25 protein-coding genes are annotated in these 25,312 nt (G+C 68.7%); 13 read left to right on the top strand and 12 right to left on the bottom strand.

Annotated elements, in window-relative coordinates; all coding sequences use genetic code 11:
* Positions 1 to 5: 5 nt before the first annotated feature.
* Positions 6 to 398: a MarR family transcriptional regulator gene (locus tag EPL03_RS20305; RefSeq protein WP_210424931.1), complete on the bottom strand. Its 393-nt coding sequence runs from the start codon at positions 396 to 398 to the stop codon at positions 6 to 8.
* Between the two features lie 224 nt (positions 399 to 622).
* Here EPL03_RS20305 and EPL03_RS07295 point away from each other — a divergent pair, with 224 nt between their 5' ends.
* From EPL03_RS07295 to EPL03_RS07285, 3 genes are all read left to right on the top strand, one after another.
* On the top strand, positions 623 to 1,285 hold the full coding sequence (locus tag EPL03_RS07295; protein ID WP_135828702.1) for a hypothetical protein: 663 nt from the start codon (positions 623 to 625) through the stop codon (positions 1,283 to 1,285).
* Positions 1,286 to 1,374: 89 nt separating this feature from the next.
* Positions 1,375 to 2,268 carry a tetrahydrofolate dehydrogenase/cyclohydrolase catalytic domain-containing protein gene (locus EPL03_RS07290; RefSeq protein ID WP_135828701.1) on the top strand — a complete coding sequence of 298 codons (894 nt, stop codon included), beginning with the start codon at positions 1,375 to 1,377 and terminating at the stop codon, positions 2,266 to 2,268.
* 95 nt (positions 2,269 to 2,363) lie between these two features.
* Entirely contained in the window at positions 2,364 to 4,001 is a 1,638-nt protein-coding gene (locus EPL03_RS07285; RefSeq protein ID WP_135828700.1) for a HEAT repeat domain-containing protein, read from the top strand.
* A gap of 44 nt (positions 4,002 to 4,045) precedes the next feature.
* Here EPL03_RS07285 and EPL03_RS07280 read toward each other — a convergent pair whose 3' ends face one another.
* Positions 4,046 to 4,285: a hypothetical protein gene (locus tag EPL03_RS07280; protein ID WP_135828699.1), complete on the bottom strand. Its 240-nt coding sequence runs from the start codon at positions 4,283 to 4,285 to the stop codon at positions 4,046 to 4,048.
* Between the two features lie 87 nt (positions 4,286 to 4,372).
* On the opposite strand from EPL03_RS07280, the gene EPL03_RS07275 reads away from it, so the two are divergent.
* Positions 4,373 to 5,113, top strand: coding sequence for a hypothetical protein (locus tag EPL03_RS07275; RefSeq protein ID WP_135828698.1), 741 nt, complete (start codon positions 4,373 to 4,375; stop codon positions 5,111 to 5,113).
* A gap of 283 nt (positions 5,114 to 5,396) precedes the next feature.
* Here EPL03_RS07275 and EPL03_RS07270 read toward each other — a convergent pair whose 3' ends face one another.
* Complete coding sequence (locus EPL03_RS07270) at positions 5,397 to 5,696, bottom strand: MarR family transcriptional regulator (protein ID WP_135828697.1); 300 nt, start codon at positions 5,694 to 5,696, stop codon at positions 5,397 to 5,399.
* 231 nt (positions 5,697 to 5,927) lie between these two features.
* On the opposite strand from EPL03_RS07270, the gene EPL03_RS07265 reads away from it, so the two are divergent.
* The 4 genes from EPL03_RS07265 (at position 5,928) to EPL03_RS07255 (ending at position 7,694) form a co-directional block, all read left to right on the top strand.
* Positions 5,928 to 6,491, top strand: coding sequence for a HalX domain-containing protein (locus EPL03_RS07265; protein WP_135828696.1), 564 nt, complete (start codon positions 5,928 to 5,930; stop codon positions 6,489 to 6,491).
* Between the two features lie 7 nt (positions 6,492 to 6,498).
* Complete coding sequence (locus tag EPL03_RS07260) at positions 6,499 to 6,927, top strand: GIY-YIG nuclease family protein (protein ID WP_135828695.1); 429 nt, start codon at positions 6,499 to 6,501, stop codon at positions 6,925 to 6,927.
* Between the two features lie 346 nt (positions 6,928 to 7,273).
* The gene (locus tag EPL03_RS19880; protein ID WP_168216207.1) at positions 7,274 to 7,441 is read left to right on the top strand and encodes a hypothetical protein; all 168 of its coding nucleotides are present in this window, start codon (positions 7,274 to 7,276) and stop codon (positions 7,439 to 7,441) included.
* Between the two features lie 31 nt (positions 7,442 to 7,472).
* Positions 7,473 to 7,694 carry a YgaP-like transmembrane domain gene (locus EPL03_RS07255; RefSeq protein ID WP_135828694.1) on the top strand — a complete coding sequence of 74 codons (222 nt, stop codon included), beginning with the start codon at positions 7,473 to 7,475 and terminating at the stop codon, positions 7,692 to 7,694.
* Positions 7,695 to 7,728: 34 nt separating this feature from the next.
* On the opposite strand, the gene EPL03_RS07250 is transcribed toward EPL03_RS07255, so the two are convergent.
* Positions 7,729 to 9,279 (bottom strand): phosphoenolpyruvate carboxykinase (ATP), encoded by a 1,551-nt coding sequence (locus EPL03_RS07250; protein ID WP_135828693.1) that lies wholly within the window; start codon positions 9,277 to 9,279, stop codon positions 7,729 to 7,731.
* 345 nt (positions 9,280 to 9,624) lie between these two features.
* On the opposite strand from EPL03_RS07250, the gene EPL03_RS07245 reads away from it, so the two are divergent.
* Positions 9,625 to 10,407, top strand: a complete 783-nt coding sequence (locus EPL03_RS07245) for an SRPBCC family protein (protein WP_135828692.1) — start codon at positions 9,625 to 9,627, stop codon at positions 10,405 to 10,407.
* Between the two features lie 74 nt (positions 10,408 to 10,481).
* On the opposite strand, the gene EPL03_RS07240 is transcribed toward EPL03_RS07245, so the two are convergent.
* Entirely contained in the window at positions 10,482 to 11,405 is a 924-nt protein-coding gene (locus EPL03_RS07240; protein ID WP_135828691.1) for a DNA-3-methyladenine glycosylase family protein, read from the bottom strand.
* 109 nt (positions 11,406 to 11,514) lie between these two features.
* Between EPL03_RS07240 and EPL03_RS07235 the strand changes: the two genes are divergently transcribed.
* Both EPL03_RS07235 and EPL03_RS07230 read left to right on the top strand, forming a co-directional pair.
* A complete protein-coding gene (locus EPL03_RS07235; RefSeq protein WP_135828690.1) occupies positions 11,515 to 12,075 on the top strand; it encodes a hypothetical protein in 561 nt (186 codons plus the stop codon).
* Between the two features lie 447 nt (positions 12,076 to 12,522).
* Positions 12,523 to 13,653 carry an NAD(P)/FAD-dependent oxidoreductase gene (locus EPL03_RS07230; RefSeq protein ID WP_135828689.1) on the top strand — a complete coding sequence of 377 codons (1,131 nt, stop codon included), beginning with the start codon at positions 12,523 to 12,525 and terminating at the stop codon, positions 13,651 to 13,653.
* A 14-nt stretch (positions 13,654 to 13,667) separates the two neighbouring features.
* Here the strand turns inward: EPL03_RS07230 and EPL03_RS07225 are convergent, their stop codons facing one another.
* The 4 genes from EPL03_RS07225 to EPL03_RS07215 all read right to left on the bottom strand — a co-directional run bounded on the left by EPL03_RS07225 (position 13,668) and on the right by EPL03_RS07215 (position 16,622).
* Positions 13,668 to 14,084, bottom strand: a complete 417-nt coding sequence (locus tag EPL03_RS07225; protein WP_135828688.1) for an Hsp20/alpha crystallin family protein — start codon at positions 14,082 to 14,084, stop codon at positions 13,668 to 13,670.
* A complete protein-coding gene (locus EPL03_RS19875; protein ID WP_168216206.1) occupies positions 14,081 to 14,239 on the bottom strand; it encodes a DUF7559 family protein in 159 nt (52 codons plus the stop codon). The genes EPL03_RS07225 and EPL03_RS19875 overlap by 4 nt, the downstream gene beginning before the upstream one ends.
* Before the next feature lie 637 nt (positions 14,240 to 14,876).
* Positions 14,877 to 15,845 (bottom strand): sugar phosphate isomerase/epimerase family protein, encoded by a 969-nt coding sequence (locus EPL03_RS07220; RefSeq protein WP_135828687.1) that lies wholly within the window; start codon positions 15,843 to 15,845, stop codon positions 14,877 to 14,879.
* 267 nt (positions 15,846 to 16,112) lie between these two features.
* Positions 16,113 to 16,622, bottom strand: a complete 510-nt coding sequence (locus tag EPL03_RS07215) for a helix-turn-helix domain-containing protein (RefSeq protein WP_135828686.1) — start codon at positions 16,620 to 16,622, stop codon at positions 16,113 to 16,115.
* Between the two features lie 126 nt (positions 16,623 to 16,748).
* On the opposite strand from EPL03_RS07215, the gene EPL03_RS07210 reads away from it, so the two are divergent.
* Positions 16,749 to 17,366 (top strand): DUF106 domain-containing protein, encoded by a 618-nt coding sequence (locus tag EPL03_RS07210; protein ID WP_135828685.1) that lies wholly within the window; start codon positions 16,749 to 16,751, stop codon positions 17,364 to 17,366.
* 30 nt (positions 17,367 to 17,396) lie between these two features.
* Here the strand turns inward: EPL03_RS07210 and EPL03_RS07205 are convergent, their stop codons facing one another.
* Complete coding sequence (locus tag EPL03_RS07205) at positions 17,397 to 19,121, bottom strand: radical SAM protein (RefSeq protein ID WP_135828684.1); 1,725 nt, start codon at positions 19,119 to 19,121, stop codon at positions 17,397 to 17,399.
* A gap of 77 nt (positions 19,122 to 19,198) precedes the next feature.
* The gene (locus tag EPL03_RS07200) at positions 19,199 to 19,990 is read right to left on the bottom strand and encodes a hypothetical protein (RefSeq protein ID WP_135828683.1); all 792 of its coding nucleotides are present in this window, start codon (positions 19,988 to 19,990) and stop codon (positions 19,199 to 19,201) included.
* A gap of 831 nt (positions 19,991 to 20,821) precedes the next feature.
* On the opposite strand from EPL03_RS07200, the gene EPL03_RS07195 reads away from it, so the two are divergent.
* The gene (locus EPL03_RS07195) at positions 20,822 to 21,139 is read left to right on the top strand and encodes a hypothetical protein (protein ID WP_135828682.1); all 318 of its coding nucleotides are present in this window, start codon (positions 20,822 to 20,824) and stop codon (positions 21,137 to 21,139) included.
* Positions 21,140 to 21,180: 41 nt separating this feature from the next.
* Here EPL03_RS07195 and EPL03_RS07190 read toward each other — a convergent pair whose 3' ends face one another.
* The gene (locus tag EPL03_RS07190) at positions 21,181 to 25,245 is read right to left on the bottom strand and encodes an Eco57I restriction-modification methylase domain-containing protein (protein ID WP_135828681.1); all 4,065 of its coding nucleotides are present in this window, start codon (positions 25,243 to 25,245) and stop codon (positions 21,181 to 21,183) included.
* Positions 25,246 to 25,312: the final 67 nt, after the last annotated feature.

Here is a 25,312-nt window from a genome sequence, read left to right as displayed (position 1 = left end):
CGGCGTCACGCCCCGTCTTCGGCGCGGTCGTCCCGTTCGATGGGTTCGACCGCCGTCTCCATCCAGTCGTCGATAGCGTCGTCGGAGAATCCATCGTCGACGGCGTCGGCGGCCACGCCACTGTGAAGTCCAGCGGCGGCGACAGCGTGTTCGGCGTCAGCGACCGTCCAGAACCGGCCCCGGTGCTCGACGAGACGGTGCTGTTCGAGTCGATGGAGTGTCGGACCGACGCTCCCCTCCGGGACGTCAGCGCCAGCGACGATCTCGCGCTGGCGGAACGCTTGGTCGGCGTGCCGGAGGAGGAATCGGTACACCGTCCCCTGCGTGGTGTCCGGCGAGAGGTCGGGAAGCGAGGTGTCGTCGTCGAGCGTCCGAAATTCGTCCTTGGAGATAGGCATTTGTAGTATTCATTTGTATTAGAAGCTATTAGGTCTTATCGTCCCACCGCTCCGGTGACGAAAACAGCCACGATAGGTGGCTTTCAACGACGAGGACGCGAAAGCCGAGTCGCTGAGGACGGACACGCGCCGTGGGAGACAACCCCGCTGTACGAGTAGGGACGGCGTAACGCGGGCGCGAACCCTCCACAAAACTTATTCTTCGTCTGACGAAGATGCTCGGTGTGAACGGTCCCCGTCGCCGCCTCCTCGCAGCCGCCGGTAGCGTCGCCGCGTCGCTGGCGGGCTGCCTCGGCGCGTTCCCCGAGGACCCTTCGGCCGACCCGCCCTCGACAGACGCCCCCGAGCCGACCGACCGACGAACGCGGACGACGACCGAAGCCTCGACCCGCTCGACGACCGACGCGTCGGACTACCCCGCGACGGTGAACGCGACGGCCACGGTCGAGCGCGACGAGGTCGAGTACGTTCCGGAGAACGACACCGTCCGGTACGTCGCGGCGTATCGGAGCACGGACTCCGGCGACGATTCCCCGCCCGAGCGCGAACCGGTCTACGAGACCGTCCCGTTCGACGAGTGGGCCGAGACCGAGTGCGCCAGCGTCGCGGCCGACCGCGTCAACGAGGTGATGGCCGACCGACTCGACGGCGAGACAGACGGCGTCTCGGCCGGCGTCACGAAAGCGGACGGCGAGATGGCCGTCTTGGTCGTCCACCAGACGATGTCGGACCGCGAGGGCGACCTCGTCTCGGAACCGACCGTCTCCTACGAGCGCGTGAAACGGGTCGCACCCGAGCGCGTCGGAGTGACCGTCGAATTTTCGGGGCAGACGCGCTCCTGCGTCGTTTCGGTGACGACCCGCGAGATGGACCTCCAGCAAGAGTAATGCACGAATTTGCATAAGTTCGGTGTAGGGGGCGAGAGAATACACACGAACCCGAGGGTTGAAATGGCTCGGCGTCCCACTCACTCCCAATGACGGACATCATCGACGGCGACGCCGTCGCCGCCGAACTGCGGTCGGACCTCCGAGCGAGCATCGAGACGCTGGCCGACGCCGGCGTCCGGCCAGGGCTCGCCACCGTGCTGATGAGCGACGACCCCGCGAGCGAGACCTACGTCTCGATGAAACAGCGCGACTGCGAGGAGGTCGGCATCGAGGGCATCCACGTCGAGATAGACCCCGACGCGCCCGCCGAGGAACTCTACGACACCGTCGCGGACCTCAACGCCGACCCCGAGGTCCACGGCGTCCTCGTCCAGATGCCGGTCCCCGACCACGTCGACGACCGCGAGGTCGTGCGAGCAGTCGACCCGCAGAAGGACGTCGACGGCTTCCACCCCGAGAACGTGGGCCGACTCGTCGCCGGCAATCCCCGTTTCAAGCCCTGCACGCCCCACGGCGTCCAGAAGCTCCTCGACGCGGCCGACGTCGAGACCGAGGGCGCGGACGTGACTATCTTGGGCCGGTCGGACATCGTGGGCAAGCCGCTGGCCAACCTGCTCGTTCAGAAGACCGACCTCGGCAACGCCACCGTGACGCTGTGTCACTCCCGGACCGAGGACCTCCCGGCCAAGACCCGCGATGCGGACGTCGTGGTCGCGGCCGCCGGCGTCCCCGAGATGATAGACGGGTCGATGCTCGCCGAGGGCGCGGTCGTGGTGGACGTGGGCATCAACCGCGTGGAGGCCGACACCGACAAGGGGTACGAACTCGTCGGCGACGTCGAGTTCGACAGCGCCGAGGAGAAAGCCAGCGCCATCACGCCGGTCCCCGGCGGCGTCGGCCCGATGACCCGCGCGATGTTGCTGTACAACACGGTCGCGGCCGCGAGCCGACAGACGGGCGTCGACGTCGAGTTGCCCTGAGTCGCTGCCGTCGGCCGATTCGCTCGCCGAAGTCGACCGCGGTTTCGCCACGACGCGAATCCTTTTATCGCCGGCGCGACACCGGTTCCGTATCGATGCCTGGCGACGAGCGCGACGCCGGAGAACGGGGTGTCGACGAGCGCGACGCCGACGCCACCAGCGCTCGCGCCGACCGACTCCGCGAGCGCGCCCGGCGGATTCGCGCGAACGCCCGACTGGACTCGGACCCCGACCCGGCCCACCTCGACCAACTGTTCGCGCGCCTCGGCGATGAGGACCCCGAAGAGCGGGCGGAGGCGGCGTGGGACATCGCCGAACTCGCGACCGACCACCCCGACAGGTCGTGGCGGCTCCCAGTGGAGTCGACGCTCGCGCCGCTGCTGGACGACGACGACCAGTGGGTCCGCCGGGGTGCCTCGTGGGCGATGGCGACCGTCGCGGACGGCCACCCCGAGCGCGTCCGGCCCGCCGTGTCGGCGCTGGCCGACAGCCTCACCGACGACGACCCGCTGGTCCGCGAGAACACCGTGCTGGCGGTGTCCGACGTGGCCAGCGAGTTCCCGTTCGCGGCCAAGCCCGCTCTGGACCGACTCGTGGCCGTCGTCCGGAACGACGACGGGCTGGCCCGCCAATACGCCGCCGAAACCCTCCAGTTGCTCGTCCGGCAACTCGACGAGAACGGGTTTCCGGAGACCATCGCGGCCACCTCGGAGGTGGCGGACCTCCTGCCCGACGACGCGGAGGTGGTCGTGGCGACCGACGACGAGCAATCCGGGGACTCGCCCGTCCGGGTCGGCGGCTCGGAGTCCGACGCCGACGACGAGCAGGCGACGACCGGGCCGAGCGACTCGGTCGAGTCGCTCGGCCCGCCCGACCGCATCACCGAGCCGTCGCCGTTCGACGCCGAGCGCGCGGAGCTACAGTCGCTCGGCGACCTCGGAGGCGACCCGCTCACGACCGCCGTGAAGGCCCGGGCACCCGCCGGAGCCGAGGACCCGCAGGGGGTCGTGACGACGGTGCGGACGCTCCGGTCGGACGCGGACGTGGACCCGTCGGTCGTCGAAGCGGCGTTTCGCGCGTGGGCGGGCGTCGACGACCACGACCACGTCCTGCCGGTGCTCGACCGGGGACGGACTCCGCGGCCGTGGCTCGCCACCGAGTTCGCCGACGCCGGAACGCTCCGGGACCACGTCGGCCGCGTCGGTTTCGACCGCGCGCTGTGGTACGCCCACCGCGTGACGACCGCGGTGTGTCACGCTCACGCACGCGGCGTGGTCCACGGCGCGCTCCGGCCCGGCGCGGTCGGGCTCTCGCGGGCGCTTGGCGCGTGGCCCGTCCCCAAGGTCGGCGACTGGGGGTTCGGCGAGGCGCTCGCCGCGGTCCGGACGCCGCCGGTGCCGCCGGCGTTCGCCGCGCCCGAACACCTCGCGCCCGACGAGTTCGGCCGGCCCGACCCCGCCACGGACGTCTACCAGCTCGGCGCGCTCTGCTACGTCCTGTTCGCCGGCCGGCCGCCGTTCGCGGGCGACCCCGCGACCGTCGCTCGGCGCGTCCGGAGCGAGCCGCCGCCGACCCCCAGCGAGTTCGCGCCCGACCTCCCCGGGTCCGTGGACGACGTGGTCGAGCGGGCGCTCACCAAGGAGAAGCGCGCCCGGTTCGAGACCGCCGAGGACCTCCGGCGGCGACTGGAGGTCGTCGCCGCCGAGCACGGCCCGACCGACTGGGAGCCCTGAGGAGCGGGCCCCTAGAGCTGCACTTTCGTCGGGGCCGCGACCGACTACCGACCGCCCGCCGGCCCGTCGTCGTGGAGGTACACCACCTGCTCGCCCGGACCGCGCTGGCGCTCCTCCTCGACGTCCGTCCGACTCGCGCACCGACGGCTGTACTTCGACAGGGTCGAGAACGGCGGGCCGCCGAACACGTCGGCCCATCGGTCACCCCGCTCGACGACGACGCGCTGGTCGTACGGCTGTCCACACACCGGGCAGGCCGCCTCGTCGGGGTCGCGCGACTGCACGTTCGAGTACACGGGCGCGAGACGCTTCAATCCCGGGGCGGCGGTCCACCCCGCTTAAGTGGGCTCGACGCCTCCCCCCGGACGGACATGGCGCTCGCGCCGCTCACGGCCCACGTCGGGGACGCCAGTGCCGCGGCCGTCCACTTCCTCGGGTCGGTGTTGTTGGTCGCCGCCGCCGGCGTGTTCGGCTACTACGTGGTGTTGAACCTCCGGCTCAACCGGCTGGCGTCCCAGGGGCCGTTCTGGCGCTACCTCGGGCTGGTCGCCGCGACGGCCGGTCTGTACGGCGTGTTCGGAGTCGGGGCCGCGGTCGTCGACTCGCGCGCGCTGACCGCGTTCGGCAACGGGGCGTTGCTGCTGTGTATCGTCTTCCTCGCGTTCTCGATGCGGGAGGTGTACTTCAACTCCGCGCTGGCACCGCCGCCCGACGACCGGCGGTACTCGCTGGCGACCCTGCGTCGACTGGAGGCGGCGTTCGTCGGCGTCATCCTCGTCGAGTGGGTCGCGGTGCTGGTCATCGGCCAGTCGGCGGTCACCGGGCTCGTCAAGGCGCTCGGGAGCGTCGCGTTCGCCACGTACGGCGCGGTGTTCGCCGAGAAACTGGAGGCGATGGCCCGGGGCACCTCGCTCGACACCCTCCGGCGACACCTCCTTCCGGTGTTGGTGTCGCTGGGCGTGCTCGGCGTGGCGGACCTCGGCGTCGCGGTCGGGGTCGACCCCGTCGTGGTTCAGGCGGTCAAGAACGTGTTCGTCGTGCTCGTCGCCGGATTCCTCGTCACGGCGTCGATACGGCTCCAGCAGAACGTCGAGGGGCTGTCGACCGCGTGAGCGGGGGTCGCGTCGCTACGAGACGCGAGCGAGGCCGATACGACCGCGGAAAATCAGGGCGGCGCGTTCGACCGCCCGGTGTCAGAGGCACAGTGGTTGACGTACGACTCGGTTGCCTGCGACGGCGGGGACCTCCGGCCGGCAACCGGAGGGTCCGTCGGACCGGAGTCCGAACGTCCCCTCTGCAGGCGTCCGAATGCTGGTCCGGTACTCGTATAGCTGTACTGCTTGGTATGGCGCTTCTTTAAGTACCGTCCGGAAGAGCGCTACCGCGCCCGTCGGCTTACGCGCTCAGGTCCACCTCGTCGGGTCGGACGACCGGCCGGGGCGCGTACAGTCGCTTGCGCGCGTCGGGGACGTACATCCGCTCCTCGACGAGGTCGGCCTCCTTGAGTTTGGCGAGGGCGTCCCGAGTCGTCCTCGCGGGGAGTAGCGCCCGCTGTCGTATCCCCCGCTGTGTCAGCGGGCCGTCCTCGTCCAGCGTCCGGTAGACGAGTTTCGAACTCGGCGGCAGGTCGACGAGTCGGTCGAAACGCTGCTCGGGCGTCGGTCCCGAGTCACTGCCCGTGGCAAAAACGATCACTGGTCTTCGACATAGCCACTCGTGGGTACGCAACCCCTCCAATTAGTTGTTGCGGTGTCTGGCGCGAACAAAACCGGCAATCGAACCCGGGAATCGCGTTCCGGACCGGGCGGAAAATCGGGTGCCAGCGTCGGGGTCGAATCATTTCCGTTCACCAACCACAAGATATAAGTCTATCTTGTTGCATGATTCACTCGGTAATCGCGGTCACGAGTCGCGCTCGACACGACTATGTCCCCGGATCAATCGACCGTTCTCGTCGTCGACGACGAGCGAGACGTTGCCGACCTCTACGCGATGTGGCTCCAGGACGACTATCGCGTGCGGAGTGCCTACGAAGGCGAGCAGGCGCTCGACGTCCTCGACGAGTCCGTAGACGTCGTTCTCCTCGACCGCCGGATGCCCGGCCAGTCCGGCGACGAGGTACTCGAGGAGATTCGCGAGCGCGACATCGACTGTCGGGTCGTCATGGTGACGGCGGTCAAGCCGGACTTCGACATCCTGGAGATGGGGTTCGACGACTACCTCGTCAAGCCGGTGTCCCGGGAGGACCTCCAGGGAACGGTCGAGCAGATGCTCACTCGCGTCGACTACAGCGGCCAGCTCCAGGAGTACTTCTCGCTGGTCTCGAAGAAGGCGGTCCTCGAAGCCGAGAAGGACCCCGAGGCCCTCGAAGCCACCGAGGAGTACCGCGAGCTTCGCTCCGATATCGAGGTGCTCCGGAAGGACGTCGAGGACATCCGCGCGCAACTGAACGACCACGAGGACTTCGTCGGGGCCTTCCAGGACCTGTAGGGCGGCGATGCCCCGGGGAACCTACACGCTGTTGATCGAACTCCCCGAAGCCGCGGCCATCGAGTTCGGCGCGGCGGGCCGACGTGACCTCCCGGCCGGCTGGTACGCCTACGTCGGCACCGCGTTCGGGCCCGGCGGCTTCTCGCGGGTCGAACGCCATCGCGAACTCGCTCGCGGGGAGCGCGACGTCCGCCACTGGCACGTCGACTACCTGCTGGGCCACCCCGAGAGTCGGTTCGCGGAGGCCGTGACCTCCGCCGGCGTCGACGCCGAGTGTGCGGTGAGTCGCGATATCTCCTCGGACGCCGACTGCAAAGCGGTCGCGGGTCTGGGCGCGTCCGATTGTGACTGTGGCTCGCATCTGTTGTTCGCGCCCGACCGCGACGCGCTGGAGCGAGCCGTCAGGCGCGCTCACGAGTCGGTAACTGACCCGTGATCGAGGTGTGGGGCTGTCGTGCGGTCGCGGTTGTGATGGCGGTTGCGGTGCGGTACTCGGTGGCTCACGCAGTCGTTCGGTCGGTTCGTCTGGCTGTGACAACTCCATCGACCTGACGTTTCAGAGTCGTCGAACTGCGAGACGCTACAATACGGCGCAACGAGCCCCCGAAAGCCCCCGCTCGGTCCGATGCCTCGGTGATGTTCAAACCCGAGAAAACACGGCCGGGAACGACCTCCCGAAAGCCCCCGCTCGCTCGGATAGTGGTCGCTGAGACGACTAAAATGGACGCGAGCGGGCGGCCCCTTTCAGTCCGCCCGGACGATTGGGTCGTCGGGCGTTTGCCGTGGTCTGTGTCACCGACCGCGTTCCCGTGGTCTGTGTCACCGACCGCGTTCCCGTGGTCTGTGTCACCGACCGCGTTCCCGTGGTCTGTGTCACCGACCACGTTCCCGTGGTCGGTGTCACCGAGCGCGGAGCGTCAGGTGCCGTCGAGCGCGAACTGCCGGGGTAGAATTAACTGCGTCCGGCCGAAATCGTCCGGCATGGAATTCCGAAAGAACGTCGGCGGACTCGACCGAATCGCTCGCGGAGTCGTCGGCGCGGCGCTGGTCGGGGTGGCGGTCGTCGCCGTCCTCGCGCAGCGACGCGGCCTCGGAGCGGTCGCCGCGCTCGCGGGCGCGGGACTGCTGTTCAACGCCGCGACCCAGTTCTGCGGCGTGAACGCGCTGCTCGGAATCGACACCTGCTCGCGGGACGGCCCGTAGTCGGGCCGACCGCGTCCGGTCCGACCCGCCCGAGTCAGTACACCGCGTCCCGAATCTCGTCGTCGAGGTCCTCGAACGTGTCGAGGTGAGCGCGACGCTCGGCCCGGAGCGTCGCCAACCTCTCGTCGAGGTTCTCGACGTTGTCGGCCACGTCGTACGCCTCGACGTCCAGTCCGGGCACCTCGCTTGGCACCGTCAGCCCGGTGGCCTCGTCGTCGGTCCACGCGACCGTGCCCCGCGCGATCTCCCTGAGGAGCGTCACCGACTGCTCGACGCCCACGTCCCGGCCGCCCAGATGCCCGGTGTTGAGGACGTAGCAATCGAGGTCGAGCCGGGTCGCCAGCTCCCGGAAGCGGTTGCCCTCCTCGCCTTTCGACCCGACGATGAAGGGGTTGGTGCCGACCACGCGAATCGACTCGCCCGCCTTCGAGGGGTCGCCCGCGCTGGTCTGGACCGACTCGCCGAGCATGAACCCGGCGGCGGCCTCCTCGGGCGAGAGCTTCGCGACCGGGGGCATCACGGGGTTGCGCGTGATGAAGAACACTTGGTCGACCCCGTCGAGGTCGATGGCCTCGTCGGCCGACGAGAGGTGGTCGCGCTCGATTACCGCCCGGCCGTTGGCCGTGTGCTCGTCCGAATCGAAGTCGACGGTGCCGTCCTCGGCCACGTCGACGTTCTCCAGCACCGCCGACTCGTGGGTCACCGCGTCGTGGAGCGCCGGCTGTTCGTCGGCGTCGAGGCCGAGCGTCTTGATGTACAGCCCGTTGCCCTCGCTGCCCGCGACCGAGCCGTCGGGCAACAGCGCGCACACGTCGTCCTGTAACATTGCGGCGTCCTCGCCCGCGTCCTCGTCCAGCCAGAGGCCGTGGGCCGTGAGCGTCGACTTGCCGGTGGCCGACAGCCCGAGGAACAACTGGCCGACCTCGGCCGACTCGCCCGCGTCGGTTTCGAGGCGCACGCGCTTGCTCCCGGCGTGGAGACCCAGCCCGCCCTTCCGCTTGGCGTAGTACATGAACAGCCGGAGGAACGACTTCTTGGCCTCGCCGGTGTAGTCGCTGCCGAGGACCGCCGTGACGCCCTCGTCGGGCAGGACGCGGACCGCGACCTCCTCGGCGTCCGGAAGCTGGACCGTCACGAAGTCGGGGTCGGGCGCGGGACCGGCTTCGTCGCCTCCGTCGACCGGTTCGTCCCCGTCGACCGGTTCGAACAGCTTCGCCCACGCCAGCGCGATGCGACCGTACTCGCTCGGGACGTAGAGCCGGCAGACGTACGAGTGGTCGGGGTGGCGTCCCATCCGGCGGTCGACACAGACCATCTCGCGGTCGGCGGCGCGCGCGAACGCTTCCTCGACGCGGGCGTAGTCGGTCGCGTCGAAGCCGTCGTCGACCGCGTTCTTCGTCCGGTCGGCGTTGCGCGAGCGCTGGTCGCTGACGTACGACGGCGACCCGAACTCCGTGGTGGTTTCGAGGTGCGCCGACAGTTCGCGCAGGCGCTCGGGCGACGGGTCGTGTTCGACGTTCTCGGCCTCGACGGGGTCCGGAGGGTCCGTCGAGGGCGGTTGCGCTGTCGTCCCGGATTCTGACATCGTGCGGAGAGAGCGTACCCGCACCTATAATTATGCGCCATTTACCCGAACCGTTCGACTCCCGTCTCCGTGTTTTTGATTCCGAATCCGAGTAAATAATCCTCGTTCTCGCCCGGCCGGCACCGGTTGTGTCGGAGTAGGAACTAATTATCGGTGGCGGGCGCGACGGGGGCTCCCCCTCGGCGGGGGCGACGCCGACGGGAGGCCGCCGGCGACGCCGGGCACAAGATACAATGGCGAATCCGCCCAGTCTTGGGTGGGGACCTACCGTGACGCCGAACGACACCGATTACCGGGGGGAACGCGAGTCGGGGGACCAACCACCAGCGGTCCGGGGGAGCTACCATGACAGCGGCGAGTGACGACCTGCCGGCCGATATCGACGTCAGGAGCCCGGCGGCGGGCGGTGACACCAACCGACTGGCACGGCTGGCCACGACCGCACTCGGCGGCGCGCTCCTGACGCTGGGAGCGCGCCGCCGCTCGCTGCCCGGTGTGGCGCTGGCGCTCGCCGGCGGCTGGCTCCTGTATCGCGGCGTCGCCGGGGGCGGTGACGCCGGCCGGGAGAGCCACGCCGCCACCGCGACCGACGCGGGCACCGCGGTCGGCGAGTCCGGCCGTTCCCGGCCGGACTCGCCCGCGCCGCCGGTCGAACGAACCGTCACGGTCGGCAGGCCGGCCGACGAACTCCACGAGTTCTGGCGCGACCCCGAGGAGTTGTCGCGCGTCCTCGGGGATTCGGTGTCCGTCACGTCCGGTGGCGAGGACCGCCACCACTGGCGCGTGACCGGGCCGTTCGACCGGAGCGTGGAGTGGGACGCCGAGATAGTCGAGGACCGCCCGGGCGAACGCCTGCGCTGGGAGTCGGTCGAGGGCGCGGCGCTGCCCGCCACCGGGTCGGTCCGGTTCCGGCCCGCTCCCGGCGACCGCGGGACGGAAGTGACCCTGACGCTGGAGTTCGACCCGCCGGGTGGTCGGGTCGGCGACGCCGCCCTGAGCGCACTGGGCGTCGTCCCCGAAGCGCTGGCGGGCACCGCGCTCGACCGGTTCAAGAGCCTCGCCGAGACGGGCGAGATTCCCACCATCGGGCGCAATTCGTCGGGTCGGGGCGCTGGCGACGTCGCGTGAGCGCTCGGCCGCGAGCGCCGATTCTCACCCGCGCATTCTGAGGAGGTTCTCACCCGCGCATTCTGAGGAGGTTCTCACCCGCGCGTTCTGAGGTAGTGGAACACGTACGTCTGGGCGTAGCCCGCGAACTCGCCGCCGAACTCCGCCCGGAGCGCCCGCGAGGTCTCGGCGTACGAGTCGCGCTCGCAGTGGGGGTAGTGGTCGGCGACCGCCGTACGAATCCACGTGTCGAGGGGCACCGCCTCCAGGTAGCCCAGCGCGAACAGCAACACGCAGTCGGCCACTTTGTCGCCGACGCCGACGAACGCCTGCATCGCCTCGCGGGCGGCCTCGTAGTCGAGTCCGGCCACGTCGGCCGCCGTCACCTCGCCCGTGGCGACCAGTTCGGCCGAGCGCCGGACGTAGGGCGCACGATACCCCAGCCCCAGCTCGCGGAGTTTTGATTCGGTCGCGGCCGCGAGGCGCTCGGGCGTCGGGAAGGCGTGGTAGGTCCGGCCGTCGACCGCGACCTGCTCGCCGAACTCGCGGGCGAGCGCGGTCTGCATCCCGTGGATGCGCGCGACCCGCATCTGGGCCGAGCAGATGAACGACACCAGACACGGGAAGAAGGGGTCGTTCACGACGCGCAGGCCCCGGTAGGCCTCGCGCGCGTCGGCCAAAAGCGGGTCGTCCGGCACCGCCTCGAAGATGGCCGGCAGGTCGTCGTCGAGCCGGAGCCACTCGACCAGCAGGGGGTCGGCGTCGGTCGTCGCCTCCCATTCGAGCAGGCCGTCGCGCTGGCGGACGCGGACGACCTCGTGGTCGTCCGAACCCCACTCGCGCCCGCTTTCGACCCCGCCCGCGACGGTGTAGTACCAGGCCGACCCGCCGGTCGGGTCGTCGCTCTCGTAGGCTCGCCCGTCGTCGCGCCGCCAGCGGAAGGTCTGGCCGCTCTCGAGCGTCGCCTGCAGGTCGAGTCCGCCGGGGAGGTCGGCCACAGGTATCGAACCCGTTTCCATCGGGCGAGTCGAGGGGCCGGGACGGTGGAAGCCTTTCGCTTCGCTGTCGCCCCGTCGCCAGGCGCTGCGTTCCCGAACACGCATCCGTCGGGCGGCCGTAGCCCCGCCCATGCCAACGTTCGTCGAGGCGGTGCAGTCGGTCGCGGCCGACGACGCCCCGGAGTTCCGACGCCGGACGTCGGCCCGCATCGAGGCGGTCGGCGACGCCGTCGGCGTGCTCGAGTCGTGGACCGAACGGAGCCGCGAGACCCGGACGGAACTGGTCTCGAAGTACGAGACGGTCACGTCGCTCGCGCGCGACGAGATACGCGAATCGGGGGCGAACTCGGAGGGCGACGACCCGGACCCCGACGAGATTCCGGCGGCGGACCTGCTCTCCCACCCCGACGTGACCGAGGACACCAAGCGCCGGCTCAGAGAGTACAGCACCAAGCTCCACGCGTTCCTCGACGAGGAGCAGTCCTACGGGGACGCCCGCGAGGAGCTTCGGGCCGCGCTCGAAGCCGAGTTGCGCCTCTACCAGCGCCTGCTGGCCGCGCTCGAAACCGGGGACTGCTCGGTCCGGGACGCGCAGGCGGCGGTCGCGCGGTTCGCCCGCGAGGAGACGCCCGGCCCGGCGACCGCGACCGCGACCGACGTGTTGCTCGACGCCGAGACGCGCGAGGAGTGACAGTTCTATCGAAGCGAGCGCGCGGCGAGTACGGCTGTCGCGTGAGCCACCGAGGACCGCAACCGCTCTGTTTAAATCGAACCGGAAGTAACCGCTCCGATTGCTTGCGCCAGTGAGGACCGTGACTGCACGACCCCGCACAGCAACCGCTCTATTTAAATCGAACCGGAATGACCGCGACGACTGCTTGAGCCAGTGAGGACCGCAACCGCGACCGCCCCCGCGACCACGACGACGGGCCTCACGCCTCCCCAGCCTCCTCCGTTGCTCGGTCGCTTCGCTCCGCTGCGCTACTCGTCCCTCGCGCATCGTGGCGCGCCACGGGGGGCGCGCCAGCGCGCGCCGACGCGGAGAGCCTCGTCGCGCTGGCGACCGACTCGGAATCGAACGCCACCCTCGCGCGCGCCGACCGACCCCTCTAAGTGCCCGACCGCCCATCGCCCGACCATGAAAATCGGTATCGTCGGCGGCGGCGGGGTCGGGGTCACGGCGGCCTACGACCTCGCGCGAGCGGGCGAGCAGGTGGTCCTCTACGAGAAGGACGAAATCGGAAGCGGTAGCACCGGCCGGGCCGCAGGCCTCCTCTACGACGCCTACGCCGCCCCGGAGGACGCGCGGGTCGGCGACCGCGCGCTTGAGCGATTCCGCGAGTTCTCCGGCGAGGGTGAGTTCGAGTTCAACGAGACGCCATACGTCTGGTTCGCCCGCGAGGGCGACGACGAGCGCGCCGGGGTCGTCCGCGAGCAGGTCGACCGCATGCGCGAGCAGGGCCGGGACGTCGCTCTCGCCGACCCCGCAGACCTCCGGGAGCGATTCCCCACGGTCGACTGGCGCGACGTGTCGGTCGCGGCGGTCGCGGAGAACGCGGGCTGGACCGACCCCGGAAGCTACGCCGACCTGCTCGCCGACGAGGCTCGCGCGGCGGGCGCGACCCTCCGGACCGGCGTCGCGGCGAGCGTCGACGCCGAGGCGCTGGAAGTCGAGGGCGACGACTCCGGGACCCGCGAGGCGTCCGAGTCGTTCGACGCGGTTCTCGTCGCGGCGGGCCCACACACCGCGCGCGTGCTGGCCCGGGCCGGCGTCCCGGTCCCGCTCAAACCCTACCGCGTGCAGGCGCTGACCGCCGGCTTCGCCGAGGGCCGACGGGTCGACCTGCCGATGCTGTACGACGCGACCGCCGGCTACTACCTCCGACCCCACCCCGAAGGACTGCTGGTCGGCGACGGCACCGAAGAGGTCGAGAGCGACCCCGACGACTGGGCCCGCGACGCCGACCGGGCGTTCCGCGAGGTCACCCGCGAGCGCCTGGGCCACCGACTTGGCGAGTTCGGCGCGGTCCGGGAGTCGTGGGCGGGCCTGTGCGTGGCGACGCCCGACCGCGACCCCCTGCTGGGCGAGGTGCGGGACGGACTCTACGTCGCGGCGGGGTGGCAGGGCCACGGGTTCATGCGAGCGCCCGCGACGGGCGAGGCGGCCGCCGAGGCGATTCGGGGCGGGAACCCTCTTCCCGAGTTCGACCCCTCGCGGTTCGACGGCGACGAGGCGTTCGAGATTCGAGAGGGGATGACGAGAGAATAGCCGGTCGGCGACGCTCAGGCCTCGGCAGATGGGGCGTCCGACCCCTCGCTCGCCTCGACGACCTTCGGCACGCGGACCTGCAGGGTGCCGTGCTCGGTCAGGGTGGCGGTCGCCGACTCGGCGTCGACGGCGGCGTCGGTCGGGAGGTCGGCTCGACCGTCGAGCGAGAGCCCGCGGCCGGGAAACACCATCTCGAAGCCCTCGTGGAAGTCCCGGAAGCGGTCGATGCGGACCAGCACGGCCCCGTCGGCGTACCGGACCTGCACGTCGCTGCCGGTCGCGCCCGGCGCGTCGAACACCGCGAGGTAGGCGTCCTCGCCCTCGAGCACGTCGACGGGAAGCGGCTTGGACTCCTGGACCTTGCCGGCCGCGCGCCCGACGCGCCGAAGCACCGCGCCGCCCAGCGAGCGGCCCATCTCCCGCAGCGTCATAGCTCGATCTCGCTGAGCGAGTCGGTCCGGGCGCAGTACGGGCACTCGAACTCGTCGAGGCCGACGTCGTCGGGCATGTCGTAGGTGTAGTGCATCTCGAACATGTCCAGTTCGCACTCGTCGTTCGTACACTTGACTTCGAGCGTGGCGGGCATGGTCGAACCTAACGCCCCGGCGACCATAAACGCGAGGGCTTCGGCGATGGTCGCGTTCGGATACGGGAAGTCGATTACGGGCTTCTCGAACCGCTCGGTGCGCTCTGGGACAACTATTGGTCCGGAACCCGTGACGAGTCCCCGAAGCCCTCAGTACGCTCTCTGACAACACTGGAACTGCAACCACGGCCTCGAACGCCCTCGGCGCGCTCAACAACGATTACGACGCAACCACAGCCTCGAACGCCCTCGGCGCGCTCGCGCTCGCTCAGCGACATATCTCGGCCTCTCCGCACCGCCCGGCCGAGATAGCGGTCGCTGAGGCGACTGAACTGCACGCGACCGCGCCTCGCCCGTTCAGTCCACCAGGGACGGCGCGGCCGCGACCGCCCCGCCCCGCACCCGCCACCGCGAGGGCGGGCCTCACGCCTCCCCAGCCTCGGCGAGCGCCTGAACGCGCTCGCCTCCCTCGCGCATGTCGGCGCGGCCACTCCGGGCCGCGCCAGCGCGCGCCGGGTTCTCAGTTCGTCCGTTTTCGCGCCGGCGGGGACCGAGAGCAAGGGCGAAGGCGGAGAAGCGAGGGCGAGAGCGAGGACGAAGGCGAGCGTCACTGGCTCGGAACTCGGAACCGGCCGAGTCAGGCCCAGTACGCGTCGCCGGGCTGGTCGCGGAACACCGCGCGCTGGAGCATCGCCACCGCCTTCTCCAGTCCCTCGCTGGAACTGGTCAGCGAGTCCTCGTGTTCGATGGAGAGCGCGCCGTCGTAGCCCACCATCCGCAGGGTCGAGACGACGTCCTTCCAGTGGGCCTCGCCGTGGCCGTAGCCCACCGAGCGGAACAGCCACGAGCGGTCGGCTTCCTCGTCGTACGGCGTGGTGTCGAGGACGCCCTTGTGGCGGGCCTGGGCGTCGTAGACCTTCGTGTCCTTGGCGTGGAAGTGGTGGATGGCGTCGTGCTCGCCCAGCAGCCGGATGGTGTCGGTCACCTCGACGCCCTGCCAGTAGAGGTGGCTGGGGTCGAAGTTCGCGCCCACGCGCTCGTTGGTCGCCTCCCGCAGGCGGAGCATCCCGGTCGGCTCGTACACCAGCATGTTGGGATGCATCTCGATGGCGAGGTCGACGCCGTACTCGTCGGCGTGGGCCGCGAGGTCCGACCAGTACGGAATCGCCACCGCCTCCCACTGGTACTCGTGGGCCTCGGCGTGCTCGTCGGGCCACGGCGCGGTAATCCAGTTGGGCACCTCGTCGTTCGGCCCGCCGGCCGGCAGTCCGGAAAAGCACGTCACCGTCCCAACGTCGAGCTGCGCGGCGAGTTCGACCGCCTCCCGGAGTTCGACGTCGGCCCGCTCGGCTACCTCCTCGTCGGGATGCAGCGGGTTGTTGTGGGTCGCCAGCGCCGAGATGCGCATGTCGTACTCGTCGAGCAAGTCGGCCAGCTCCGACTGGGCCGCCTCGTCGTCGAGGTACTCCTCGCGGGGCAGGTGGTCGTCGCCCGGATGCCCGCCGACGCCTGGCTCGACGGCGTCGACCCCGATGCCGTCGAGGTACGCCAGCGCGTCGTCCAGCGACTCTCCGTACAGCGGCGGTGTGTGAACGCCGATATCCATGCCCGAAACCACCACTCGCGCCGTGAATAACATTTCGGGAGTCGGCTCGGAACGCCGCGCGGATACGTCGCCAGTTCGGGACCCGAGAGAGCCCCCACCCGCCTGCGGTCGCCCTGGCGGACCGGCCGCCGACCGGAATCGCGCGAAATGGGTGACCGAGCGCTCGTCGGGAGAATGCGTGGTCGGAGCGCTTCCGGTAGAATGGTCGTCGGGCGTCTTCCCGTAGAACGGTTGGGCGAGCGCGCGGCCGCCGGTCGGCGGCCCGTCTCAGGTCTCTTCGACCAGTTCCACGTCCAGCCGCTCCGCCAGCGCCCGGACCACCGAGCCGGCGACGTTGGCCCGGTTCGCCCGGCCCTGTTCGACCGCGAGCAGGTCGTTCTCGGGCAGGTCGAGCTCCTCGGCGAGTTCGTCGCGCTGGAGGCCGGCGTCGCGTCTGGCCGTCTCGACCCGCTCGCCGTAGTCGGACACCAGATACGGCAGGGGGTCGTCGTCGTAGTTCGTGCCCTCCTCCTCCCAGTGGCGCGAGTCGCCGTCGTAGACCCCGCTGGCCTTCGCGGTGTTGCGGGCGGCCGTCTTCTTGCGCTCTTGCTCGCGGTCGCGCTCGTCGTCGCTCGCGTCCGCCCCGACGTCGTCGTTGTGCGAGGCACACTCCGAGCACACCTGCAACTGGGCTCCGGCCACGCTGACGTCGGTCAGCGAGTCCGAGGACTTCCCGCAGAGCTCACAGGAGCCGCCGCCGCTGCCGCCCGACGACCCACCCGTCGAATACTTGGTCATGTGGCTCCCTATACGCACAGGACGCATTTGAATACCCCGCTTGTCGCCGACGGCTCGCCCACGCCCGCCGACCGGCCCACCGGCCCCGGGAACAGATTGATACGCCCTCGTTTCGAACGTGTCGCTATGGCAACCGAATCCCGCGGCTGGAGCCGGTACGACAAGCTCGCCGGACTGGCCTCGCTGGCCCTGCTGTCGGGGTACTACGTCACGCCGATTCAGGAGGCGGTCGGCGTCGCGATGCAGGCCCTGCTGGGTCCGGCGACCACCGTCCTGCCGTTCTCGGTGCTGATACTCCTGCTGGCCGGGACCACGGGACTGTCGTCGGCGCTGCTCAACCTCAAGCTCCGGAATCAGGACCGGATGGACGAGTTGCGCGACCGGATGAACGACCTGCGCGACCGGATGGAGAGCGCCCGCGAGCGCGACGACGACGACGCCGTCGAGGAGCTACAGACCGAACAGCAGGAGCTGATGGTCGACTGGATGACCGCGATGAAGAGCCAGTTCCGGCCGGCGGTCTGGAGCATGCTCGTCACGGTGCCGGCGTTCCTCTACCTCCGGTGGCTGTTCCTCGCGCCGACGGCGGCCATCGCGCCCGCCGCGTTCGCGGTGCCGATGCTCGGCCACGTCGCGTGGACCGCCACGCTGGTCGGGCCGGTACAGGTCTGGCTGGCGTGGTACGTCGGCTGCTCGATTTCGACCGGGCTAGTCGCCAGAAAAGTCGTCTCGCGGGTCGTCTGACCCGGCGACGCGGCGGTCCCGTTTTCCCGCTCAGTCAGCGCCTTCGGGCGTCTCCGCGGTCGCGAACTTCGCGAGGTCGACGCGCACGTCCTCGGACAGTTCCGCGGGCGACTCGTACGGCCGGTCGACCACCACGTTGCCCGCGCGTTGCTTTCCGAGCCCGGGAATCGCCGCGAGTTCGTCCATCGACGCGCTGTTGACGTCCAGCGGGTAGGGCACGCCCGTCACCGAGCGGTAGCCGTGGTCGACCACCGCGACGTCGAGCGTCCGGCCCAGTTCGCGCTCGCCCGGCAGGCCGACCAACAGCGGGTAGGTGCCGAGTTGGCGGCCGAACGTCTTGCCGTCCTCGTGGTATTCGAGGTGGACGTCCGGCAGTATCGTGCCCGGCGGGGCGAGCCGCTGGAGCATCGGGTTGTCTATCTCCTCGCGGACCTCGCGCTTGTACTGCTTGAACAGCTTCTTGTGGTCGTTGGCGATGTCCGCGCCCACGTCGCTCATCTCCGTGCCGTCGAACGCCATCACCTGCCGGATGTTGACCCGGCGGAGCATCAGCCCCGCGTCGTACACCCGGTTCAGGAACGCCTCGTTGTGCTCGAACGTCTCGGCGCGCTCGCCCTTCAGTCCGTGGAGCAAGTTGATGCCCGGCAGGAGTTTGGGGAGGCGGTCGGCGGCCTCCGTCCCGTGAGTCGGCGCGTCCTCGCGCGATTCGCCGGGTCGCCAGCCCGCCTCCTCGTTGACGATTTTGACGGCCTCGAAACACTCCTCGGCGGTGACGTTCAGGTTGTTTTCCTCCTGGACCACGGGGTCGGCGGATTCGAGCCCGAACGCGGCGGTGTCGCCGGGCGTGTTGTGCTCGGCGATGACCCGGATGCCCTCGCGGGCGAGGTCGGGCCACTCGACCACGGTGATGGGATTCATGTTGTCGAGGTGGAGGGTTTCGAGGTCGGGCGCGACCTCGCGGATGCCGCCGTAGAGCTCGCGCAGGGCGTCGGGGTTGGGCTTCTCGCCGTCGCCGCCGTACGCGAGGATGTCGGCCTGCCGGCCGAGCCGGAAGTGGCGCGCGCCCCGGTCGGACAGCGTCTCGACCTCGCGGACGACCGACTCGGGCCGCCGGAACGAGGGGTCGCCGTACAGCGGTTCCGTGCAGAACGAACACCGGTAGGGACACCCCCGGGAGGTCTCCAGTTCGCAGATGAGGTAGTCGGGGTGGTTGGGGTGCTGTTCGACGACGAACGCCCCCTTCGCGGCCCACCGGTCGATTTCGGCGTTGTCGCGCATCCGGTCGCCAAAGCCCTCCAGCCCGCTGTCGAGCAGGTCGTAGGCGGCCGCCTCCACGTCGCCTTTCGCCACGAAGTCGAAGTCCAGATCGTCGCGCTCGGTCTCGGTCGCCCCGGCGTTCTCGTCGCCGACGCCGAACTTGACCGGACCGCCCATCAGGCTCGTCCCCTCGGCGGTCCACGCCAGCTTTCGCACCTCGTCTGGTTCGGCCGGCGTGCCGCCGACGTAGTTGCCCGGCACCGTCATCCCGCCGAGGTAGACCATGAGGTCGGCGTCCTCGACGTCGAGCCACTTCCGGCGGTCGTCCCGGAGCTCGTCGATGGTGTGGTAGGTGACGTTGGCCGCGGGGACGCCCGCATCGACTATCGCGCCGGCGGTGTATCGCGGATACGTCGAGATGTACGGCGGTACGCCGAAGTGGGCCGGTTCGTCGACGTACCCGTCCACCAGAGTCACGTCGAGAGCGAGGTCTGTCATACTCGCCGAGTGGGCCTCGACGGGTAAAACGGTGACTACACGGTGTGACTCCGCGCCCCGTACCCGGGCCTCGACCGTCAGTGGAGGTAGGGGTACGACCGGAACGCGCCGAGGACCGCGCGCCGGTCCTCGACCGCCGAGAGGTCGACCGCGTAGACGGTCGGCCACGGGAGCCCGCGAGCGACCCGGAGTCGGTCGCCCTCGACGCTCACGTCCCGGAGTCGCTCCCACCGAACTGCGGTCCCGCCCGTGTCGCCGACCTGCCGGACCAGGAGGTGGTCGTCGAGCGCGAGGAGTTCGTACTCCTCCCGGCCGGTGAGGACGACCCCGACCGTCGAACCGACGACGCCGCCGGCGACCGTCCCGACCGCGAGGAACTCGCCCGTCGTCAGCGAGAGCGCGCTCCCGACGACGACGGTGGCTGCGACCGACAGCGCGACGCGGTACCGTCGGAGCTGGACGGCCGTGACCGTCGCTCGCACCTGCTCGCGCTCGCGAACCAGCGTCCCGCGACGGTTGTCGGCCATGCTGGTGACCAGAATGAGCGCGGTCGCGAAGACCAGCAGCCGGATTACGGCCCCCTCGTCGGGCGGCGACCCGCCGAGCAGGCCCGCCCCGAGGAGGCCGACGACGCCGAGGAGACCGAGTCCGCCCGCGAGCCGGTGGACGCCGGCGTCGACCGCCCGGTCGACCGCGTCCGGGACCTGCTCGACGACCGTCCAGGCGAGGATGCCGACGTACGTGCCGGTGACGAGGCTGGTGACGGGGTCGGTCGGCCACGGCGCGGGCGTGGCAAGAACGCCCGCGATGCCGACGAGCGCGCCGAGGGCGACCGGGAGGGAGCGGAGTTCGGGGTGACGGAATCGCACGGTAGTCGGTTCGGTCGGCTTCCGTATGATAGTTGGCATCTCCGGGTGCGCTCGGTCGCCGGGCGCGCGGACGTTCTTCCACGTTGGCGCGTGCTGGCGTGACCCGCAAGTGGTCACGCCGAAACGCGCGAGGTCCTCGTGAGCGGATGCGAACGAGGGCTCGTCAGAGCGTGCCTCTGACGGTGGAGGCGAGCGCGTTCAGGCGCTCGCCGAGGCTGGGGAGGCGTGAGGCCCGCCGTCGCGGGGCGGTTGCGGGGCGGTGCCGTGCGGTCGCGGAGCGGTGCGGTTGCGGGTGCGGATGCCCTTGGCAGACTGAAAGGGCGAGGCGCGCTCGCGTTCGGGTGGTCGTCTCTACGGGCCAGTATCCGTCGCAACTACGTCCGTCGGATATCCCGCAGAGCGACCGTCTCGTGAGCGAAGCGAACGAGACCTCGTCAGTCGCAGCCCGCGCAGCGAAGCGAGCAGGAACGTCTGACGGTGGCGAGCGCGCCGAGGGCTTTCGAGGCTGTGGTTACTGTCCTGTTGTCTGAGAGCGTGCCGAGGGCGTTCGAGGCTATGGTTGCAGTTCCAGTGTCGTCGCAGAGCGTGCCGAGGGCGTTCGAGGACGTGAGTGCTATCCCCGCCTCCGAGAGTACACCGAGAGCCGTCCGGACGCAATTCGAGTCACAAACCCACCAACGACACTACGAACGCCGACAAGCCCGACTTCGACTATATTCCCTAATTTTAAGGGCCGCCGGGCACAAGCACAACTCACGACGCTCGGTGCGTCACTCCGGGAAGTGACAGGGTGCCCGAACACCCTGCCGGGTGTCGTGGAGACCCACGACGATGTCCAGTTCGAGAGCCGCGGAGGAAAGAACTGTCGAAGCGACGGACGACCACGACGTGCTGGCGGCCGACGGCGGCGTCCCGCCCGAGGTCCTCGCCGAGTCCATCCGGAACAAGACCGCCGCGCTCGCCGAGCAGGGCGCGGCCCTCGCCGACGACCTCGACCGGCTCGCCGACGTCGACGGGGACCGCGACGCCGACGCGGGCGAAGACGCCGGCGAGGTCGACCCCTCGGCGATGATGACCGAACTGCTCGAGACCGCCAGCGACCTCGTGGCGGTCGCCCACCGGATAGAGGACGCGCGAGTTCGGGAGTGAGTCGTCGGCGGCGGGGCCGCGCGCTCGCTCGGACCGCACGCTCACTCCCCGACCGCGTCCTCGACGATTTCGATCTCCTCGTCGGTCAGGCCGTACAGTTCGTAGACGATTTCGTCGATGAGGTCGTCGGTGCGCTCGATTTTCTCGTCCAGGTCCGCGGCGCGCGCGCTCGTCTCGACGTAGCTTTCGAGGCCGCGCTCGACGTCCGCGACCGCCGGGAGCGTCAGCTTTTCGAGTCGGTCGAGCAGCGAGTTCGTCTTGGTCGCGTTGTCGCGAAAGCCCGCGAAGCCGCCGGCCTCCTCGACCGCGACCGGGACGAACGCCTCCACGAGGTCGGCCTCGGTCTCGCTCAGGTCGGTGATGCGGAGCGCGGGCAGGAACTCCGTCTCGGTGTAGCCGTACTGGTCGAGGTCGTCCTCGTCGGCCTCGTCCTCGTCGGGCTTGTACCGCGCCGTGAGGTGGACGGTGACGGAGTTGGGGCTCTCGCGCTCGACCTTCGCACGCTCTATCTGGAGTTTGGTTCTGGTCTCGGTGGTCTCGTTCAGGATGGAGTCCGCGCTGTTCGCCGGCGGTTGGCTGAAGCCGATTTCGGTGATGGTGGGGCCGTCGAGGTCGCTGGACTCGGGGTCGATTCGGAGGTGGTCGAGGAGGGAGAGGTTGAGATTGTTAATCTGTTTTTTATGTTTCTCCATCTTTTTTGTCAGGTAGGAAATCCACTCTCGGACATCTCTATCCGTATTGTCAAGTTGTGATTCAAGCTCCTTTTGCAATTCGTCACTGATATCCCCGTCAGTTGGGATCGGAATGTTGTAGGAGAACATCGGCTTAAATCGCAAGTACCCGCCGCTGACGTGGTTACCTCCATACATTTGCCGATAGAACTTGTTTACGAACTCGGAGTTGAACACTCCCAGAATATACCGTAGTGGAAGTTCAGTTTCATCGGTCTTCCTTACGGAGTAAAGGGTGTTCAACGCGAAGAAGCTATCGTCGTCGTACACCGCGACCGGCCGATAGCTGATGTCTCTGATGAACAACTTTTCTTCTCGGTCGAAGATATCCCTGTCTCTCAAATCCCCGTAGTCTCCGGACTCAGAATCAATTAGGGACTCGTCGTACCGAACCCATCTATCATCCCAATCGATTTCGTACCGACTAATGTCGTTACCGCCAATGAGCTTTTCACACTCATCGCCCTGTTTTTCCTCGACAACGAGCTTGTCCCGAACATTTCCGGTGTGGATACACTCGGTCATGTTCACGTGGTCCGCAAGCCTCGTTGGGAAATCTAGTGCTTTCTGAGCGATGGTCTCGAAGGAAGATTCCAAATTTACAGGAATGACCCTATCGCCCAATTCGTCGATGAAATCGTGGGGAACCGCGACGCTATTTATCGTCGTAATGTTCTGAGGGTGGTCAACCGATTTAATGTTGATAGAATCACTTTCATACGAGCCGGAGTATTTGACGATGACAGGATAGATATCCGCATCAGGGAAAACATCCAAATTGGACACGTCTACAATATCGGACACCTTGTAGTCATCGAGCAGAATGTTTCGGATTTCGCGACCGTAGTTCGTCGTCGTCCACTTATTTGGAATGATGAACGAGCTAGTTCCCGACAACTTTCCAAAGCGTTCGAGGAAGAGAATGTAAATGTCGAACGCTCCTTCCGCTGATTCGTAGTAGCTCTTGTAGAATGACTTTTGGCTCTCTGGGAGATTTCGACTACGGATATATGGCGGATTCCCGACCACAGCGTCGAACCCTGCCTCGTCGGACACCGCACCACTCTCCGAGAAGAACACCTCGGGGAACTCCAGTTGCCAGTGGAAGAACCGCTCCTCGGCGGCCATCGCCTGCGCGCTCTCGAACCAGTCGGTTCCCGACACGTCCGCCCACGAGTCGTCCCGGAGCGCCTTCGCCATCCGCTCGTCGGCGTCGTCGGGCACGTCGAGGCCGAACTGGCCGGCGGTGTGGACCGACGCCATCTCCAGCAGGTGGACGAACAGCGAGTCCTCGCGGATGTCGGCGTACATCTGCTCCATCTCCTTGATGTCGGCCAGCGAGTCGTTCTCGATGGCCAGCAGGTCCTGCATCCGGTCCATCACCTGTTCGAGCGCCTCGCGGCGGGTCTGGGTCAGCCAGTCCGACAGCGTGGTCTGGCCCGAGGGGCCGTCGTCGTCGGTCGACAGGATTTCGGTGATGTCCGACCCCACCAGCGAGTTGCCCGTCTTGAGGTGGTGGTCGAGAAACGCCAGCGGCTGGTCCGACGACAGCGTCTCCAGCCACATCGACAGCTTCGCCAGTTCCACCGCCATGCCGTTGCGGTCGACGCCGTAGATGCACTCCTTCGAGACCGCCCGGCGAATCTGCTCCTCGTCGAACAGCGTCGCGGTCTCCAGCTCGCGGACCTCCGCCATCACCTGCTCGGCGACGTACCCCGTCGCCTTCGTGAGGAAGTGCCCGCTCCCCATCGCGGGGTCGAGAATCCGCAGCTCGCGCACGCGCTTCCAGAACTCCGTGACGTACTCGACGGTGCCGGGTTCGAGGTCGGTGGCCGCGAGGTCGTCTTCTATCTCCTCGATTAGCGGGTCGACCGTCTCCTCGACGATGTAGGTCACCACGTAGTCGGGCGTGTAGTACGCGCCGGTCGCCTTGCGCTCGCCCTCGTCGTTGACGACGTACAGGCTCCCCTCGGGGACCGTCTCGACCGCGTCGGCGACCGACACCTCGGTCGCGGGCTTCCACACCTGCCCGCCGTCCTCGGCCACCGCCGCGTACTGCTCTGGCGCGATGCGGAACTCGTGTTCGAGCAGCCCCTCGTATATCGACCCGAGGTGGCGCGTGTCGAGGTCGGCGTAGTCCGCCAGCACGAACTCCCCGTCGTCGGTCTCCGTGGTCGACAGCCGGTAGATAACCTCGGCGAGGTAGCGGTCGGACACCTCGTTGTCGGCGAGGAACTCGTGGTCGTCGGCGTCGAACAGCCCGCCGTTGTACGCCGTGACCCCGAGCGCGTCGTTGCCCTCGTCGATGAGCTCGAAGAGGTTCCGCAGGCGCTGCCAGATGACCGTCGAGAACTCGCTGTACGCCTCGTCGAACGTCTCGCCGTCCGCGACGGTTTCGAGGATTTCCAGCCGCCGCTGGTCGAGGCTGAAGTTCTCGTCGTACTCGCGCTCGGCCTCCGGGTCGTCGGGGTTGACGAGCTGGCGCGACTCGGCGTAGAGGATGAACATCAGCCGGTAGAGCAACACCAGCGACTGCTCTTTGAGTTCGTCCAGCGCCGCCTCGTCGTCGGGGTCGATGTCGAGGTCGTTCGTCTCGACGAACCCCTTGCCGAGCACCCGCAGCGCGGTGAACACGTTGTCCTGCAGGTCCTCGCCGAGCTCCTGGGCCGCGGTCTCGCTCTCGTTCCAGACCGAATCGAGGAAGCTCGTCCCCGCGACCTCCGCGAACGCCTGGGGCCGGAAGAACAGGTAGAAGTACTTGAACTCCGCGAGGTTCCCGGCGTCGAGCAACTCCGGCAGGTCGACCTCGTAGTAGGTCTGGGTCTCGTAGTCTTTGGTGCCGTACAGCCGCCACTTCTTGCCGTTCGTCAGGATGCCCCACCTGACCGGTTCGGGGGTCCGTTCGAGGTAGAACTTCACCTGGTGGGAGGCGTCGCGGTACTGGCGGTCCTCGTCGAACCGCTCGGTGAAGTTCGCGCCCCACTGCTTGGCTTCCATCACCGCCGACGCCCGCTTGAACATCTCCCCGGCTCCGGCGTCCATCCCCTCCATCTCGGCCTCGCGCCGGGTCTCCTCCGACTCGAACAGCAGTCGGTCGACGTACCCGCCGCCGTCGGGCAGGGTCGCCTCCGAGCGCGCGCCGTACCCCAGCACGTCGAGGACGGGGTCTATCCAGCTGTCTATCAGCGCGTCCTCCTTGTGGCCCTCGACCAGTTCCCGCTCGGTCTCGTACAGGTCCTGCAGTCGCTCGAAGGCCGCTTCGACTCCCTCGGGGTCGGCCCACTCGTCGCGGTCGTGGATTCGCTCGTCGAGATAGTAGCCGGAGAACAGATTCGAGTTCCGGAACGGCGTTCGCGAGAGCGTCGATTGGCTCATCTGGAATACGTGGGGGCACGAACACGACCGACATGAAAGTGTCGAACGGTCCCGTCGGCCCGCGACG

Origin of the sequence: Halorussus halobius, assembly GCF_004765805.1 — an archaeon.
GTDB classification, from domain to species: domain Archaea; phylum Halobacteriota; class Halobacteria; order Halobacteriales; family Haladaptataceae; genus Halorussus; species Halorussus halobius.
The sequence above is the reverse complement of the archived record's forward strand: the minus strand, read 5'-3'. Positions and strand labels throughout refer to the sequence as shown.

Bases quoted from the DNA above. Each gene is read 5' to 3' on its own strand.
- EPL03_RS20305 (WP_210424931.1), bottom strand. From the start codon at position 398: ATGCCTATCTCCAAGGACGAATTTCGGACGCTCGACGACGACACCTCG.
- EPL03_RS07290 (WP_135828701.1), top strand. From the start codon at position 1,375: ATGACGGACATCATCGACGGCGACGCCGTCGCCGCCGAACTGCGGTCG.
- EPL03_RS07285 (WP_135828700.1), top strand. From the start codon at position 2,364: ATGCCTGGCGACGAGCGCGACGCCGGAGAACGGGGTGTCGACGAGCGC.
- EPL03_RS07275 (WP_135828698.1), top strand. From the start codon at position 4,373: ATGGCGCTCGCGCCGCTCACGGCCCACGTCGGGGACGCCAGTGCCGCG.
- EPL03_RS07265 (WP_135828696.1), top strand. From the start codon at position 5,928: ATGTCCCCGGATCAATCGACCGTTCTCGTCGTCGACGACGAGCGAGAC.
- EPL03_RS07260 (WP_135828695.1), top strand. From the start codon at position 6,499: ATGCCCCGGGGAACCTACACGCTGTTGATCGAACTCCCCGAAGCCGCG.
- EPL03_RS07255 (WP_135828694.1), top strand. From the start codon at position 7,473: ATGGAATTCCGAAAGAACGTCGGCGGACTCGACCGAATCGCTCGCGGA.
- EPL03_RS07250 (WP_135828693.1), bottom strand. From the start codon at position 9,279: ATGTCAGAATCCGGGACGACAGCGCAACCGCCCTCGACGGACCCTCCG.
- EPL03_RS07245 (WP_135828692.1), top strand. From the start codon at position 9,625: ATGACAGCGGCGAGTGACGACCTGCCGGCCGATATCGACGTCAGGAGC.
- EPL03_RS07240 (WP_135828691.1), bottom strand. From the start codon at position 11,405: ATGGAAACGGGTTCGATACCTGTGGCCGACCTCCCCGGCGGACTCGAC.
- EPL03_RS07235 (WP_135828690.1), top strand. From the start codon at position 11,515: ATGCCAACGTTCGTCGAGGCGGTGCAGTCGGTCGCGGCCGACGACGCC.
- EPL03_RS07230 (WP_135828689.1), top strand. From the start codon at position 12,523: ATGAAAATCGGTATCGTCGGCGGCGGCGGGGTCGGGGTCACGGCGGCC.
- EPL03_RS07225 (WP_135828688.1), bottom strand. From the start codon at position 14,084: ATGACGCTGCGGGAGATGGGCCGCTCGCTGGGCGGCGCGGTGCTTCGG.
- EPL03_RS19875 (WP_168216206.1), bottom strand. From the start codon at position 14,239: ATGCCCGCCACGCTCGAAGTCAAGTGTACGAACGACGAGTGCGAACTG.
- EPL03_RS07220 (WP_135828687.1), bottom strand. From the start codon at position 15,845: ATGGATATCGGCGTTCACACACCGCCGCTGTACGGAGAGTCGCTGGAC.
- EPL03_RS07215 (WP_135828686.1), bottom strand. From the start codon at position 16,622: ATGACCAAGTATTCGACGGGTGGGTCGTCGGGCGGCAGCGGCGGCGGC.
- EPL03_RS07210 (WP_135828685.1), top strand. From the start codon at position 16,749: ATGGCAACCGAATCCCGCGGCTGGAGCCGGTACGACAAGCTCGCCGGA.
- EPL03_RS07205 (WP_135828684.1), bottom strand. From the start codon at position 19,121: ATGACAGACCTCGCTCTCGACGTGACTCTGGTGGACGGGTACGTCGAC.
- EPL03_RS07195 (WP_135828682.1), top strand. From the start codon at position 20,822: ATGTCCAGTTCGAGAGCCGCGGAGGAAAGAACTGTCGAAGCGACGGAC.
- EPL03_RS07190 (WP_135828681.1), bottom strand. From the start codon at position 25,245: ATGAGCCAATCGACGCTCTCGCGAACGCCGTTCCGGAACTCGAATCTG.